We start from the raw sequence: 15,439 nt of genomic DNA on the forward strand, positions 1-15,439 counted from the left end.
TAAGTATTAATTACTTCCCAAATAACTGCTGTAAAGCTTTCGTATATAATGCATGCTCTACATCATGGATTCGTTTTTCGGTTTGTACTCTATCGCCTTCCACTACCTCTACTGCTTGCTGTGCTATGATAGTGCCAGTATCCATGCCTGCGTCCACATAGTGAACCGTGACTCCAGTTACCTTTACTCCGTGCTCCATAGCTTGTCCGATGGCATCTTTTCCCGGAAATGCGGGTAGTAAGGAAGGATGGATATTGATAATTCGATTTGGAAATGCTTCTAATAAAACATCTCCAATCAGCCGCATATATCCTGCAAGGACAATCCATTCCACGTTTAGTTCGGTTAGTTTTTCTAAAATTGCTTGTTCATAAGCTGACTTAGAAGAAAAACTTGAAGGCTTAATAGCCAACGTAGCTATGCCCGCTTTCTCGGCACGTTCTACTATAAAAGCATCTGGCTTATCTGTAACTACTAGCACTGCTTCACCAGCGAGTTTTCCTTCTTGCACTGCATCATAAATTGCCTGAAAGTTTGTACCACTTCCTGAGGCAAATACAGCAAATTTCGTTACTACTTCGGTCATTACACTAAACTCCCGTCATGTGTTCCGTTGAAGATTACCCCTTCACCTTGCACAACACGACCAATTGTAAATGCCTTTTCTCCATGAGCTTCAGCAATTGAAATTGCTTTTTCCGCTTCTTCTGTAGAAAGTGCAAGTACAAAGCCTATTCCCATATTAAACACATTATATAAATCACGGTCCGCTAGCTCGCCCTTTTCTTTTAAGAAATCAAAGACAGGCAGCACTTCCCATGAACCCAGTTCAACTTCAACAGCAAGACCATCAGGCATCATCCGTGGTAAATTTTCGTAAAACCCTCCGCCAGTCACATGTGCCATCCCATGAATAAAAAGCTCTTGATGCATTTCCATTACAGGCTTTGCATAAATTTTCGTAGGGGTTAAAAGGGCTTTACCAATTTCACCTAACGCCTCATATCCTTCCACAACATCACTCGGAGAGTAGCCTCGCTCTTCAAATACTATTTTGCGTACAAGTGAATATCCATTTGAATGAACACCGCTTGATGCAATACCTACTAGCACATCGCCTTCTGTAATATTCTCACCTGTTACGATTTTTGATTTTTCACAAGCTCCTACAGCAAATCCAGCAAGATCATACTCATCTTCCTCGTAAAGACCAGGCATTTCTGCTGTTTCTCCACCGATTAATGCTGCTCCAGATTGTACACAGCCGTCTGCTACACCCTTAACAATTTGTTCAATTCTTTCAGGAATAGCTTTACCAACTGCTACGTAATCTAAGAAAAATAAGGGCTCGGCCCCTTGTGCTACGATATCATTAACACACATTGCTACACAGTCTACACCGATTGTATCGTGTGAATCTGTCATAAATGCAAGCTTCAATTTTGTTCCAACACCATCTGTTCCAGAGATCAAAACAGGTTCCTTATAATTCAATGAAGATAAATCGAACATTCCACCGAAACCACCGAAAGTGCCCATGATTCCTTTTCTAGCTGTACGCTCGACATGTGATTTCATTCTTTGCACGGCTTCATATCCAGCTTCAATATTAACGCCTGCTTTTTCATATGCTTTTGACATGTAAAATCCTCCTATCGAACAAGCTCTTTTTCATGTGGTAATTTCGTATCCGCGTAAATACTTGTCGGATATTCTCCAGTGAAGCATGCTAAGCATTGCCCACAGTTTTTTTCAGCATCTGATCTACCAATTGCCTCTACCATTCCTTCAACCGATAAGAATGTTAACGAATCCGCTCCGATCAATTCACACATCTCATCAATTGTATTATTAGCAGCAATCAGTTCAGAATCCGAACTAATATCAATGCCATAAAAACAAGGATTCTTCAAAGGAGGAGAGCTAATAACAACATGAACTTCTGTTGCTCCAGCTTCCTTCAACATTTTCACAATGCGACGAGAAGTAGTTCCACGAACAATTGAATCATCTACCATAACTACCCGTTTGCCATTCACAACCTGTCGTACTGGTGACAGCTTCATCTTGACACCACGCTCACGCAGATCTTGTGATGGCTGAATAAATGTTCTGCCAACATAACGGTTTTTAATAAGACCAAGCTCATAAGGAATACCTGTTGCCTCTGAAAAACCAATGGCAGCAGAAATACTTGAATCTGGTACACCTGTTACAACGTCTGCATCAATAGATAATTCTTTTGCAAGCTGCTTACCAAGACGTTTTCTAGCCATATGAATATTAATACCATCAATATCTGAATCAGGACGAGAAAAGTAGACATACTCCATCGTACAAATAGCACGGTCTTTTTTTTCTACATAACGCTCTGAACGACACCCTTCTTCATTTATTACTAATAATTCACCTGGGTCAATCGAACGGACCAACTCTGCACCAATTAAATCGAATGCACTTGTTTCAGATGCAACTACCCATGCACCGTCTAACATCCCTAAAGAAAGAGGTCGCATGCCCTGTGGATCCTGCGCCACATACATCGCATGCTCGGTCATGATAATAACAGCAAAAGCTCCATCTAATAAGCGTAATGCTTGTTTTGCACGATCTTCAAATGAAGCAAGATTACTCTTCTTCAACAAATGCGCAAGAACTTCTGTATCAGATGTAGTTTGGAAAATACTACCCTGCTGCTCTAAGTTACGTTTTAAACGTGTTGCATTTACGATATTCCCGTTGTGTGCAATCGCAAGGCCTCCAGTTGTCGAATTAAATAACAAAGGCTGAACATTTTCAATGCCAGAGCCACCAGAGGTAGCATAGCGAACATGGCCTATTGCAGCGTGCCCCTCTAATTTCTCTAGTTTGCCGTTATTAAATACATCGTTTACTAGACCTTCCCCTTTTACTGCACGTAGGTACTTGCCATCCGTCACGATAATTCCAGCACCTTCTTGACCCCTGTGTTGAAGTGCGTGTAATCCGTAATAAGACATGGCTGCAGGATTTGGATGTCCCCATATCCCGAATACACCACATTCTTCGTTTAAGCCTCTGAGTTCAGCAAGCATGATATTGCTCCTTTCCAAGCGGAACGGAATTCATCAACAGAACCGCTAATCCAAGTAGTTCCGTCTTCATGTGAGATTACTATATTATTAGAATCAGTTACTGTACCAATTTGTACTGCATCTGCTACGATTTCTTTAAACTTCTTAGCATGTTCGGGTTTTACCGTTACGATAAAGCGTGATTGAGATTCACTGAATAACGCACTTGTAGCCGATCCAGTAATAGTTACTTCTACTCCAAGACCAGTAGCACCGAAAGCTTTTTCAGCTAAAGCTACTGCAAATCCCCCCTCCGAGATATCATGTGCAGACTGTACAACCCCAGATTTGATTGCGTTTAAAAGAGCTTTTTGACGTGCTACTTCTACTTCTAAATCGATTGATGGTGCTTGTCCAAAAATACGTTTTTCTACTAATTTTTGAAGCTCTGATCCACCAAATTCTGTTTTTGTTTCACCAATTACGTATACAATATCTCCAGTTTGTTTCACCGATTGGGTCGTTACATGTGCAAGGTCTTCTACAAGTCCAACCATGCCAATTGTTGGTGTTGGATAAACTGCAGTCCCACTACGTTCGTTATATAAAGATACATTCCCACCGATTACTGGTGATTCTAATGCGATACATGCCTCAGAAATACCGTCTGCAGATTTCTCAATTTGCCAGAAGATTTCTGGATTCTCTGGGTTACCAAAGTTTAAACAGTCCGTAATAGCAAGCGGTTTTGCACCTGAACAAACAACATTTCGAGCAGCTTCAGCTACTGCAATCTTACCGCCAACAACTGGGTCTAAATAGATATAACGTGAATTACAATCTGTTGTCATAGCTAGTCCTTTATTAGTCCCACGAACTCGAACTACCGCAGCATCTGAACCAGGTGTTACAACTGTACTTGTGCGTACTTGATAATCGTATTGATCGTAAACCCATTCTTTAGAAGCAATTGTAGGTTGTTGAAGTAGATTTAGTAAAGTCTCTTTATAATCTGACACTGCTGGCTCTACATTTTCCAACGCTTGGAATTCTGTATAGTAAGCAGGTACTGATGAGGGTTTATAGTAAACTGGTGCTTCTTCTGCAAGTGCATCTGCAGGTACATTTGCTACTATTTCTCCGTTATGAATTAAACGAAGCATTTTATCACTTGTAACTTTACCAACAGCTACACAATCTAAGTCATATTTTTCAAAGATTTTAACAATCTCATCTTCACGACCTTTTTTCACAACGATTAACATACGTTCCTGTGATTCAGAAAGCATCATTTCATAGGCTGTCATCCCAGTTTCACGTTGTGGTACGAAATCTAAGTTCATTTCTACACCGAAGCCAGCTTTAGAAGCCATTTCTGCAGACGAGGAAGTTAATCCAGCTGCTCCCATATCTTGAATACCAATTAATGCATCCGACTTAATCACTTCTAAACAAGCCTCTAATAGAAGTTTCTCCATGAAAGGATCTCCTACTTGAACGGCTGGACGTTTTTCTTCAGAAGCTTCAGTTAACTCTTCCGATGCGAATGTTGCACCATGAATACCGTCACGTCCAGTTTTTGCTCCAGCATACATTACTGTGTTACCTTCACCAGCTGCTATCCCTTTTTGAATATCCTCATGATTGATCAGTCCAACACACATTGCATTAACAAGTGGATTTCCTTCGTAACAATCGTCAAATTGAATTTCTCCGCCTACTGTTGGAATTCCTATGCAGTTACCATAACCAGCGATACCAGCTACTACCTCTTCAAATAAGTATTTCACACGTGGAGTCTTGAGTTCTCCAAAACGAAGTGAATTCAGCATTGCAATTGGACGTGCTCCCATCGAAAAAACATCACGGATAATACCGCCTACGCCTGTTGCGGCACCTTGATAAGGTTCAATCGCAGATGGATGATTATGAGACTCCATTTTGAATACGACTGCTTGACCATCGCCAATATCAACGATTCCAGCACCTTCACCCGGTCCTTGTAAAACATGTTCCCCTTTTGTAGGGAACTTACTTAAAACAGGTTTAGAGTTTTTATACGAACAATGTTCCGACCACATAACTGAAAATAAGCCAGTTTCAGTATAGTTCGGTAGACGACCTAGAATTTTCTCAACCATTTCAAATTCTGAATCTGACATACCCATTTGAGCATATATTTTTTGTTCTTTAATTTGCGTTGGATTTGGTTCAAGCATGACTGACATGAGTTTCCCTCCACTGTTTCACTATTGATTTGAATAACGCTAGCCCATCTGATCCACCTATTAGTTCATTTACAGCACGTTCTGGATGTGGCATCATACCAAGGACATTTCCCTTTTCATTGACAATACCTGCGATATCTTCGATGCTTCCATTAGGACCCTCTGATGCGTATTTAAAAACAATCTGATTGTTAGCTTTTAATCTAGCAAGTGTTTCTTCGTCGCAATAATAGTTTCCTTCACCATGTGCAATTGGAATTTGAATTATTTCGTCTTTTTCATATACAGTTGTAAACTGAGTTTCATTGTTCACCACTTTTAAGTCAACTGTACGACACATGAATTTTAGGTTTTTATTGCGTAGAAGGGCTCCAGGTAGTAATCCAGCTTCTGTTAGCACTTGGAATCCATTACAAATACCTAGAACAGGTTTACCAGCCTCAGCTGCTTTAACGACTTCAGACATAACATTTGATTGGTTAGCCATAGCTCCACAGCGTAAATAATCGCCGTATGAGAATCCGCCTGGCAATAAAATACCATCAAAACTGCTTAAATCTTTTGCATCATGCCAAACATATTCTACTTCTTCCCCAAGCTCGTCTTTGATCGCGTGATACATATCTAAATCACAGTTCGATCCAGGAAATACGATTACCGCAAACTTCATTTGCTTACAGCCTCCTCAACTTCATAACGATAGTCTTCGATTACTGTATTAGCTAAAAGCTTTTCACACATTTCCTTTATTACTGAATCTATGTCACGTGTTCCCTCTTCAATTTGAAGCTCTAAAAATTTCCCTATACGAACGTCCTTCACTTCTTTATAGTCCATCGAGTGAAGAGCTCCCATAACTGCAGAACCTTGTGGATCTAAAACACTTTCACGTAATGTCACATATACTTTAACTTTTTTCATTTTGATAATCCTCCTAGGCGGGAAAGTATTATTTCATAAACTTCTGTTAAGCTTCCTAAATTACGTCTAAACACATCTTTGTCTAGTTTGTTATTTGTTTTGTCGTCCCACAATCTACAAGTGTCGGGAGAAATTTCATCCGCAAGTAGGATTTCTCCGTTTGCTGTTTTTCCAAACTCTAGTTTAAAATCGATTAGGGTAACTCCTATTTCCTTGAAAATGGGCATAAGCACTTGATTGATTTCTAATGCTTTTGATTGAAGGGTATCTATTTCCTCTGGTGTAGCAAGTGCTAGTAATTCTAGATGAGCATTTGTTAATAAAGGATCTCCGAGTTCATCATCCTTGTAATAAAATTCTACGATAGTGTGCTTTAAAGGTGTTCCCTCTTTAATTCCTAATCTCTTTGATAGACTACCAGCTGCAATATTACGGACTACTACTTCAAGTGGAATGATATCCACTTTGCGAACAAGTTGCTCATTATCTGAGATTTGTTCTACAAAGTGGGATTCAATTCCTTGACTTTTTAACTGCTCAAAAAGGATAGTAGTGATTTTATTGTTTAAAATACCTTTTCCATCGATGTTTTCCTTTTTCTCACCGTTAAATGCTGTAGCACTGTCCTTATATGATACAAAGAGGATATTTTCATCCTCTGTTTCGAATAATTGTTTTGCTTTACCTTCGTATAATAGGCGACCTTTTTCCACTTTCAATTCCCCCTAATCAATTTAAAGCTTAGTTAAGTCCTAAACGTTCAAAAATCATATCTACATGTTGAATGTGATAGTTATAGTCAAAGCAGTCATCTAGCTCTTCTTTTGATAACAATGAAGTAACTTGCTCATTCGCATCTACAAAAGTACGGAAAGCAGTTTGAGACTCCCACGCTTGCATCGCAAGTGGTTGTACAGTATCATATGCCGTTTCACGAGCTAGCCCTTTATCAATTAATGCTAACAAAACTCGTTGAGAGTATATTAGACCTAAAGTTGAATCCATATTGCGTTTCATGTTTTCTGGGAACACAGTTAAGTTTTTCACGATATTACCAAAGCGGTTTAACATATAGTTAAGTGCAATTGTTGCATCAGGTAAGATTACTCGTTCTGCAGACGAATGAGAAATATCTCTTTCATGCCATAAAGCAACATTTTCATATGCCGTCATCATGTAACCACGGATAAGTCTTGATAGCCCAACCATGTTTTCAGACCCAATAGGATTGCGCTTATGTGGCATTGCAGAAGAACCTTTTTGACCTTTTGAGAAGAATTCCTCTACTTCACGTGTTTCTGATTTTTGAAGACCACGAATTTCTGTAGCAAATTTCTCGATTGATGTAGCAACTAATGCGATAACACTTAAGTATTGTGCATGACGATCACGTTGTAATGTTTGCGTAGAAATTGGTGATGCGGCTAAACCTAATTTTTCACATACATATTGCTCTACAAACGGATCAATATTTGCATATGTTCCAACAGCACCGGACATTTTACCTGTTTCAATTACTTTTGCAGCAGCTTCAAATCGTTCTAGGTTACGTTTCATTTCCTCTGTCCATAGAGCTAGCTTTAGACCGAAAGTAGTTGGCTCTGCATGAACTCCATGCGTACGCCCCATCATTACTGTGTATTTATGCTCTTTTGCTTTGTTTTCTAAGATTTCGATAAAGTTTTCAATATCTTTACGTAAAACAACATTTGCTTGTTTAATAATATAAGAAAGAGCTGTATCTACTACGTCAGTAGAAGTCAGACCGTAATGTACCCACTTGCGCTCTTCTCCTAAAGTTTCTGATACGGCACGAGTGAACGCTACTACGTCATGCCTAGTTTCTTTTTCAATTTCTAAAATACGGTCTACATCGAAGGAAGCATTTTTACGAAGAAGCACTGTGTCTTCTTTAGGAATATCTCCAATTTCAGCCCAAGCTTCACAGGCAAGGATTTCTACTTCTAACCACGCATTGTATTTATTTTGTTCTGTCCAAATTGCTCCCATTTCCGGGCGTGTATAACGTTCTATCATTTAACTTCCTCCTAGGCTATAACCAAATTTTAGATTGTTCTATCTCCATTAATGTCTGTTCGATATCTGATGATAGGATGGTGACATGTCCCATCTTTCTATTCTCTTTCGCTTCGTTTTTGCCATATAAATGAATTGACCAGTTGGGGTATTTGGAAAGACTATTCGTCACAGGAATTACATGCTGTCCTAATATGTTCACCATAACTGTTCCTGTCCAAAGTTTTGGTTCTCTAAGTGGCCATCCGCAGATTGCTCTTACATGCTGATGGAATTGAGAAATATTGCATGTTTCAATCGAGTAATGACCAGAGTTATGTGGTCTTGGTGCCAATTCGTTTATTAATAATTCATTATTCTCTAAAACGAACATTTCAACCGCAAGTGTGCCTATTAAATTTAGATGGTTAGCAATTTTTTCAGCAGCCTCTATTGCCATTGAAGCAAGTGATTCATCAATACGCGCTGGAACAATCGTTTCGTGCAAAATATGATTTACATGAATATTTTCACCAATTGGTAAGCAGTATGTTTCACCATTTCCATTGCGCTGTACAATGACCGAAATTTCTTTTGTAAATGGTACAAATGCCTCTGCGATACATGCAGAATGAGCAAACAAATTTTTAGCTAAGGTTAGTTGTTCTTTTGATTGAATTGTTTGCTGCCCTTTGCCGTCATATCCTCCACGAGAGGTTTTGACTACGCATGGAAAGCTGACTTTATCGATTCTTTGTTCTAGCTCTTCATACGTATTAGCTTCGACAAATTTCGCAACTGGCACGCCAGCTGCCTGAATTTCTGTTTTTTCAAGAATACGATCTTGTGTAATTCTCACTAATTCCGCTCCTTGAGGAACATAAGCAATCTCTGATAGTCTTTTTAATCCAGCATAATCTATATTCTCAAACTCATAAGTTATGACATCACTTACCTCTGCTAACTCCTCTAACGCAGCCTCGTCATTGTATGACGCAACAATCTGTATATCGGAAACCTGTCCGCAAGGTGAATCTATCATAGGATCTAAAACTGCTACCTTAAATCCAGCTTCCTTTGCAGCTAATGCCATCATTCTACCAAGCTGCCCTCCACCAATTATTCCTATCGTCTGTCCCGGATAAATAACTTTTGTCATTGAAGCTCACCATTGCTTTCAAATACTTTGTTTTTCGTATCTTCTCTTCGCTTTTCCAGACGTTCTGCTAACTCATGATCTAGGATAGAAAGGATTTGAGCGGCAAGTAATCCTGCATTTGTAGCCCCAGCCTTTCCGATTGCAACGGTTGCCACCGGTACTCCACCTGGCATTTGAACAATCGATAATAATGAATCTAATCCGTTTAGTGCTTTAGATTGAACTGGCACCCCGATAACCGGAAGTGTTGTCTTAGCCGCAACCATACCTGGTAAATGCGCTGCGCCTCCAGCTCCTGCAATAATGACCTGTATTCCGCGTGATCTTGCTTCCTCTGCATATTCAAACATTAAATCTGGTGTTCGATGTGCAGATACTACTCGTTTTTCATAAGGTATATGAAGCTCTTCAAGAATCTCGCAGCTATATTTCATTGTCTCCCAGTCACTAGAACTACCCATTATCACACCAATTTTTGTATTCAAAATTTATCGTCCCTTCTGTCAAATTCACCTCGGCATCGAAACTAAAACTCAGGCGATTACATCGAGCTTAATGGATTAACCTAAGGCATAAATGTTGTAAGCATAAAAAATTCCCCAAATAAACTACTTTCTCTCTATGAAAGAAAAGCAGTTTACTTAGGGAACATAAATGCCCAGTTTGTGTCGGAAAAAACATAAACAAACACATCCTTTTGCAGTATCCATAAGTCGCTTTCCCTCATAGTCCAGTCATTACGGTGACTTGGTAGAGACGCTAAAGCCAATCCTTTAGCATATATGGGGATATAATCGTCTATTTCTATTCATATTTTAACAAGTTAAATGGAAGACGTCAACGCTTAAATACGAACGATTAATTTTCAGATAACTTTAATGTTCGGTTTTAGGTCTAATTATCGCTATTATATTTCTTTAATTCCTTTTAACATTATTAATTGTCTTACCGGAATAGGTTGACCATCAACCTCTGCAAAAAGCGGTTCCTCTCTCCGTCCAGCGATCTGGAAACCATCTGTTGTCATTCTTTCTATACACTCAGTAATGCTTTCATTCTCTTCCACTTCAAACCATTTTGTCTCTTTCTTCATTTAAATAATTTTCCTTTCTTCACTGATTTTACCCAAAATCCACCGTGAATCGTTTTAGCTTCATATGCGATGATAAATATTTTCGGATCAATTTCTTTCAGTCGCATATATAGCTTTAACTCGTATTTACGAGGAGTTAAAATTTGAAGAGCTTGTCTATTCCCTTCACGCCCATTTGCTTGCCAATCTGTCACACCATAGCCTTCTGCTCTTAAAATTTCTGGTAATTTTAATTCCATTTCTGTGGAGATCGCATTAACCATAATATAACCAAGTGCCATTTTCTCTTCAATTTTAGTACCAATGATAACTCCTGTTCCATATCCTACCGCATAAGCAATCAGGTTTTGAACTTCATTTAAATTATCTAAAACTAAACCCAGCCCTACTATATATATAACCACTTCTACCATACTTATTAAAGCAGCAATATAGCGGTAACCCTTCAGTGTAAGGATCATTCGCAAAGTAAAGAATGTAACGTAGACAATATTGATAACAAAAATTATTACTACCATCAAAATTGCTGATGAATCCACCCAACCAACTCCTACTATTTGTTTTATATTGTTCTTCATTATCGCATATAGAGTCACAATTTCAAGGAATTCAAGCTATAACTAGTGTTTTAAACAGTAATTATGACTATACTTCGGATAAATTTTAAATATTCTGATGACAAATTATATAATAGGTAGTACAATACACTAATTGAGTGAAGTGTTAAAATGAAGAATAGTTGTACTCTTATTTCATGAAGATTAGTAAAAGTGTCACCAATTTCTAAATAGGGGGATCAGACAATGCATGGACAATTTAGGAAAAGATATACACAAACAACGCAGGAACAAAAGATGTATGCAGTACTAGAAGTTCTAAAAAATGGACGAGGGCGTAAAGAGCTAGCATTAGAATTGAATGTAAGCGTCAATTCAATCACTACATGGATAAGAAAATTTAAAGAAGCTGGAGAGAATGGTTTCTCCTCCTACTCACAAGAAGAAATAATGCGACTTAAAGAGATAGAAAAAAAATACAATGAACAGAAGGCACTGGAGTTGCTTAAAAAGCTTCCCATTTATATACACTTGAAAAATCTTCCATATCCTAAAATGGTAAAGAAGCTTTGAAAGATATTTTCTTATTCTTAGCAACTACTATATAAAAACCTTTTGCTATTCTGAATGGAGTGAGCAAGTAACATATGGAAGAAACTCTTTCTTTAAAAGTGACTATAGTGCTCTAGAATGAAATTAAGCTCGGAAATTTTTACTCTCTTATATCAACTTACAAAAAAGTAGGTACTGATAACTCGGTACCTACTTTTTCTTTGATGCCAGCGGCTCTTACTTCTCATAGGGGGAGACCCCCAACTACCATCGGCGCAAGAGCTTAACTTCCGTCTCCGGGGCTGCGAAAGCAGATGGTCGGCAGATTTCTTCGTCAGCCGCACTCTTTCAATTCTCGCGTATGTTATACGCTCCGAGTCTCTCTTGCTTGCTTCCTCGAACTCTTTGCCCCTCTACTTCCTCGCATACTCTCTTATAGATATAGACTGCCTACGGCTTATTTATTATACAAAAAAGCCGCTACCGATAATTCGATAACGACTTTTCCTTGGTGCCCAGCGACGTCCTACTCTCACAGGGGGAGACCCCCAACTACCATCGGCGCTGAAGAGCTTAACTTCCGTGTTCGGTATGGGAACGGGTGTGACCTCTTCGCCATCATCACTAGACTCATTCGGCTTTCAATATACGGCGCATTGCGTTGTCAACTTCATTCGATCTGTCAGTCACGTACGTTAGTACGTTCCTTCCTTCTCTCACTTGTTTCCTAGCACTACTTGTATCTTGAAACCCTCATATATAGAGTGTTTGTTCACTCAAAACTGGATAAACGACATTGTTACGTTAAACAAATTTGGTTAAGTCCTCGATCGATTAGTATTCGTCAGCTGCACGTGTCGCCACGCTTCCACCCCGAACCTATCTACCTCATCGTCTTTGAGGGATCTTACTTACTTGCGTAATGGGAAATCTCATCTTGAGGGGGGCTTCGTGCTTAGATGCTTTCAGCACTTATCCCGTCCACACATAGCTACCCAGCGATGCTCTTGGCAGAACAACTGGTACACCAGCGGTGTGTCCATCCCGGTCCTCTCGTACTAAGGACAGCTCCTCTCAAATTTCCTACGCCCACGACGGATAGGGACCGAACTGTCTCACGACGTTCTGAACCCAGCTCGCGTACCGCTTTAATGGGCGAACAGCCCAACCCTTGGGACCGACTACAGCCCCAGGATGCGATGAGCCGACATCGAGGTGCCAAACCTCCCCGTCGATGTGGACTCTTGGGGGAGATAAGCCTGTTATCCCCGGGGTAGCTTTTATCCGTTGAGCGATGGCCCTTCCATGCGGAACCACCGGATCACTAAGCCCGTCTTTCGACCCTGCTCGACTTGTAGGTCTCGCAGTCAAGCTCCCTTCTGCCTTTACACTCTTCGAATGATTTCCAACCATTCTGAGGGAACCTTTGGGCGCCTCCGTTACACTTTAGGAGGCGACCGCCCCAGTCAAACTACCCGCCTGACACTGTCTCCTACCCGGGTTACGGGTATGGGTTAGAATTTCAATACAACCAGGGCAGTATCCCACCGACGCCTCCTCCGAAGCTGGCGCTCCGGGCTCTAAGGCTCCTGCCTATCCTGTACAAGTTGCACCAAAATTCAATATCAAGCTATAGTAAAGCTCCACGGGGTCTTTCCGTCCTGTCGCGGGTAACCTGCATCTTCACAGGTACTATAATTTCACCGAGTCTCTCGTTGAGACAGTGCCCAGATCGTTACGCCTTTCGTGCGGGTCGGAACTTACCCGACAAGGAATTTCGCTACCTTAGGACCGTTATAGTTACGGCCGCCGTTTACTGGGGCTTCAATTCGCACCTTCGCTTGCGCTAAGCACTCCTCTTAACCTTCCAGCACCGGGCAGGCGTCAGCCCCTATACTTCACCTTACGGTTTTGCAGAGACCTGTGTTTTTGCTAAACAGTCGCCTGGGCCTATTCACTGCGGCTCTTCTAGGCTATGCACCCAAAAGAGCACCCCTTCTCCCGAAGTTACGGGGTCATTTTGCCGAGTTCCTTAACGAGAGTTCTCTCGCTCACCTTAGGATTCTCTCCTCGACTACCTGTGTCGGTTTGCGGTACGGGCACCTATCACCTCGCTAGAGGCTTTTCTTGGCAGTGTGAAATCAGGAACTCCGGACATACGTCCTCGCCATCACAGCTCAATGTTATAGAATGCGGATTTGCCTACATTCACACCTTACTGCTTGGACATGCATAACCAACAGCATGCTTACCCTATCCTTCTGCGTCCCCCCATTACTCAAACGGTGGTTTGGTGGTACAGGAATATCAACCTGTTATCCATCGCCTACGCCTATCGGCCTCGGCTTAGGTCCCGACTAACCCTGAGCGGACGAGCCTTCCTCAGGAAACCTTAGTCATACGGTGGACGGGATTCTCACCCGTCTTTCGCTACTCATACCGGCATTCTCACTTCTAAGCGCTCCACCAGTCCTTCCGGTCTGACTTCAACGCCCTTAGAACGCTCTCCTACCACTGATACCAAAGGTATCAATCCACAGCTTCGGTGATTTGTTTAGCCCCGATACATTTTCGGCGCAGCGTCACTCGACCAGTGAGCTATTACGCACTCTTTAAATGATGGCTGCTTCTAAGCCAACATCCTGGTTGTCTAAGCAACGCCACATCCTTTTCCACTTAACAAATACTTTGGGACCTTAGCTGGTGGTCTGGGCTGTTTCCCTCTTGACTACGGATCTTATCACTCGCAGTCTGACTCCCAAACATAAATCATTGGCATTCGGAGTTTGTCTGAATTCGGTAACCCGGGATGGGCCCCTAGTCCAAACAGTGCTCTACCTCCAAGATTCTAACATTTGAGGCTAGCCCTAAAGCTATTTCGGAGAGAACCAGCTATCTCCAGGTTCGATTGGAATTTCTCCGCTACCCACACCTCATCCCCGCACTTTTCAACGTGCGTGGGTTCGGACCTCCAGTAAGTGTTACCTTACCTTCATCCTGGACATGGGTAGATCACCTGGTTTCGGGTCTACGACCACATACTCATTCGCCCTATTCAGACTCGCTTTCGCTGCGGCTCCGTCTTCTCAACTTAACCTTGCATGTAATCGTAACTCGCCGGTTCATTCTACAAAAGGCACGCTATCACCCATTAACGGGCTCTAACTACTTGTAGGCACACGGTTTCAGGATCTATTTCACTCCCCTTCCGGGGTGCTTTTCACCTTTCCCTCACGGTACTGGTTCACTATCGGTCACTAGGTAGTATTTAGCCTTGGGAGATGGTCCTCCCGGATTCCGACGGAATTTCACGTGTTCCGCCGTACTCAGGATACACTCAAGAGAGAATGAATTTTGGACTACGGGGCTTTTACCCTATCCTGCGGACCTTTCCAGATCGCTTCGTCTAACTCATTCCTTTGTAACTCTATATAGAGCGTCCTACAACCCCAAGAGGCAAGCCTCTTGGTTTGGGCTATTCCCGTTTCGCTCGCCGCTACTCAGGGAATCGATTTTTCTTTCTCTTCCTCCAGGTACTTAGATGTTTCAGTTCCCTGGGTGTGTCTCAGATGCGCTATGTATTCACGCAAATGTACTGCTCCATTACGAACAGTGGGTTTCCCCATTCGGAAATCTCCGGATCAAAGCTCACTTACAGCTCCCCGAAGCATATCGGTGTTAGTGCCGTCCTTCGTCGACTCCTAGTGCCAAGGCATTCACCGTGCGCCCTTATTAACTTAACCTAAAAGTTAAAAAGTCTTACACGTTGTGATTACGTAAATAATCACAACAGAATTTCTTGTTGTTTATTGTTTCAATGTCGTTTTATCCAGTTTTCAAAGAACAAGTATCGAATCTTC

The 15,439-nt window shown here is 41.3% G+C and carries 13 protein-coding genes, 2 rRNA genes and 1 riboswitch; of the genes, 1 reads left to right on the plus strand and 14 read right to left on the minus strand.

The features are described 5' to 3' along the window. Positions 1 to 10: 10 nt before the first annotated feature. The 12 genes from purN to ACQCPR_RS16225 all read right to left on the minus strand — a co-directional run bounded on the left by purN (position 11) and on the right by ACQCPR_RS16225 (position 10,988). A complete protein-coding gene (gene purN / locus ACQCPR_RS16170) occupies positions 11 to 586 on the minus strand; it encodes a phosphoribosylglycinamide formyltransferase (protein WP_090567997.1) in 576 nt (191 codons plus the stop codon). Continuing rightward, positions 586 to 1,641 carry a phosphoribosylformylglycinamidine cyclo-ligase gene (purM, locus tag ACQCPR_RS16175; protein ID WP_427137544.1) on the minus strand — a complete coding sequence of 352 codons (1,056 nt, stop codon included), beginning with the start codon at positions 1,639 to 1,641 and terminating at the stop codon, positions 586 to 588. Before purM ends, purN begins: the two co-directional genes overlap by 1 nt. 11 nt (positions 1,642 to 1,652) lie before the next feature. Continuing rightward, positions 1,653 to 3,074: an amidophosphoribosyltransferase gene (gene purF, locus ACQCPR_RS16180; protein WP_427137545.1), complete on the minus strand. Its 1,422-nt coding sequence runs from the start codon at positions 3,072 to 3,074 to the stop codon at positions 1,653 to 1,655. Beyond that, positions 3,050 to 5,281 carry a phosphoribosylformylglycinamidine synthase subunit PurL gene (gene purL / locus ACQCPR_RS16185; protein ID WP_427137546.1) on the minus strand — a complete coding sequence of 744 codons (2,232 nt, stop codon included), beginning with the start codon at positions 5,279 to 5,281 and terminating at the stop codon, positions 3,050 to 3,052. The genes purF and purL overlap by 25 nt, the downstream gene beginning before the upstream one ends. Beyond that, a complete protein-coding gene (gene purQ / locus ACQCPR_RS16190) occupies positions 5,265 to 5,951 on the minus strand; it encodes a phosphoribosylformylglycinamidine synthase subunit PurQ (protein WP_090567988.1) in 687 nt (228 codons plus the stop codon). Before purQ ends, purL begins: the two co-directional genes overlap by 17 nt. Beyond that, positions 5,948 to 6,202: a phosphoribosylformylglycinamidine synthase subunit PurS gene (purS, locus tag ACQCPR_RS16195; RefSeq protein WP_090567985.1), complete on the minus strand. Its 255-nt coding sequence runs from the start codon at positions 6,200 to 6,202 to the stop codon at positions 5,948 to 5,950. Before purS ends, purQ begins: the two co-directional genes overlap by 4 nt. After that, complete coding sequence (gene purC / locus ACQCPR_RS16200; protein WP_093495228.1) at positions 6,199 to 6,915, minus strand: phosphoribosylaminoimidazolesuccinocarboxamide synthase; 717 nt, start codon at positions 6,913 to 6,915, stop codon at positions 6,199 to 6,201. The genes purS and purC overlap by 4 nt, the downstream gene beginning before the upstream one ends. A 28-nt stretch (positions 6,916 to 6,943) precedes the next feature. Continuing rightward, positions 6,944 to 8,239, minus strand: coding sequence for an adenylosuccinate lyase (purB, locus tag ACQCPR_RS16205; protein WP_269922225.1), 1,296 nt, complete (start codon positions 8,237 to 8,239; stop codon positions 6,944 to 6,946). A gap of 16 nt (positions 8,240 to 8,255) precedes the next feature. After that, entirely contained in the window at positions 8,256 to 9,377 is a 1,122-nt protein-coding gene (purK, locus tag ACQCPR_RS16210) for a 5-(carboxyamino)imidazole ribonucleotide synthase (protein WP_090567974.1), read from the minus strand. Then, positions 9,374 to 9,862, minus strand: a complete 489-nt coding sequence (gene purE, locus ACQCPR_RS16215) for a 5-(carboxyamino)imidazole ribonucleotide mutase (protein ID WP_090567971.1) — start codon at positions 9,860 to 9,862, stop codon at positions 9,374 to 9,376. Before purE ends, purK begins: the two co-directional genes overlap by 4 nt. Positions 9,863 to 10,083: 221 nt before the next feature. Next, positions 10,084 to 10,183, minus strand: a riboswitch (purine riboswitch). Positions 10,184 to 10,284: 101 nt separating this feature from the next. Beyond that, entirely contained in the window at positions 10,285 to 10,470 is a 186-nt protein-coding gene (locus ACQCPR_RS16220) for an NETI motif-containing protein (protein ID WP_090567968.1), read from the minus strand. Further along, a complete protein-coding gene (locus ACQCPR_RS16225) occupies positions 10,467 to 10,988 on the minus strand; it encodes a DUF2179 domain-containing protein (RefSeq protein ID WP_427138960.1) in 522 nt (173 codons plus the stop codon). The genes ACQCPR_RS16220 and ACQCPR_RS16225 overlap by 4 nt, the downstream gene beginning before the upstream one ends. Positions 10,989 to 11,273: 285 nt before the next feature. Between ACQCPR_RS16225 and ACQCPR_RS16230 the strand changes: the two genes are divergently transcribed. After that, positions 11,274 to 11,600: a transposase gene (locus tag ACQCPR_RS16230; protein ID WP_427137547.1), complete on the plus strand. Its 327-nt coding sequence runs from the start codon at positions 11,274 to 11,276 to the stop codon at positions 11,598 to 11,600. A 492-nt stretch (positions 11,601 to 12,092) separates the two neighbouring features. Here ACQCPR_RS16230 and rrf read toward each other — a convergent pair. Together rrf and ACQCPR_RS16240 are read right to left on the minus strand one after the other, a co-directional pair. Then, positions 12,093 to 12,208 (minus strand): 5S ribosomal RNA (gene rrf, locus ACQCPR_RS16235). A gap of 185 nt (positions 12,209 to 12,393) precedes the next feature. Beyond that, a 23S ribosomal RNA gene (locus tag ACQCPR_RS16240) occupies positions 12,394 to 15,322 on the minus strand. Positions 15,323 to 15,439 lie beyond the last annotated feature (117 nt).

This window comes from Psychrobacillus psychrodurans (genome assembly GCF_050209195.1).
Classification (GTDB): Bacteria; Bacillota; Bacilli; order Bacillales_A; family Planococcaceae; genus Psychrobacillus; species Psychrobacillus psychrodurans.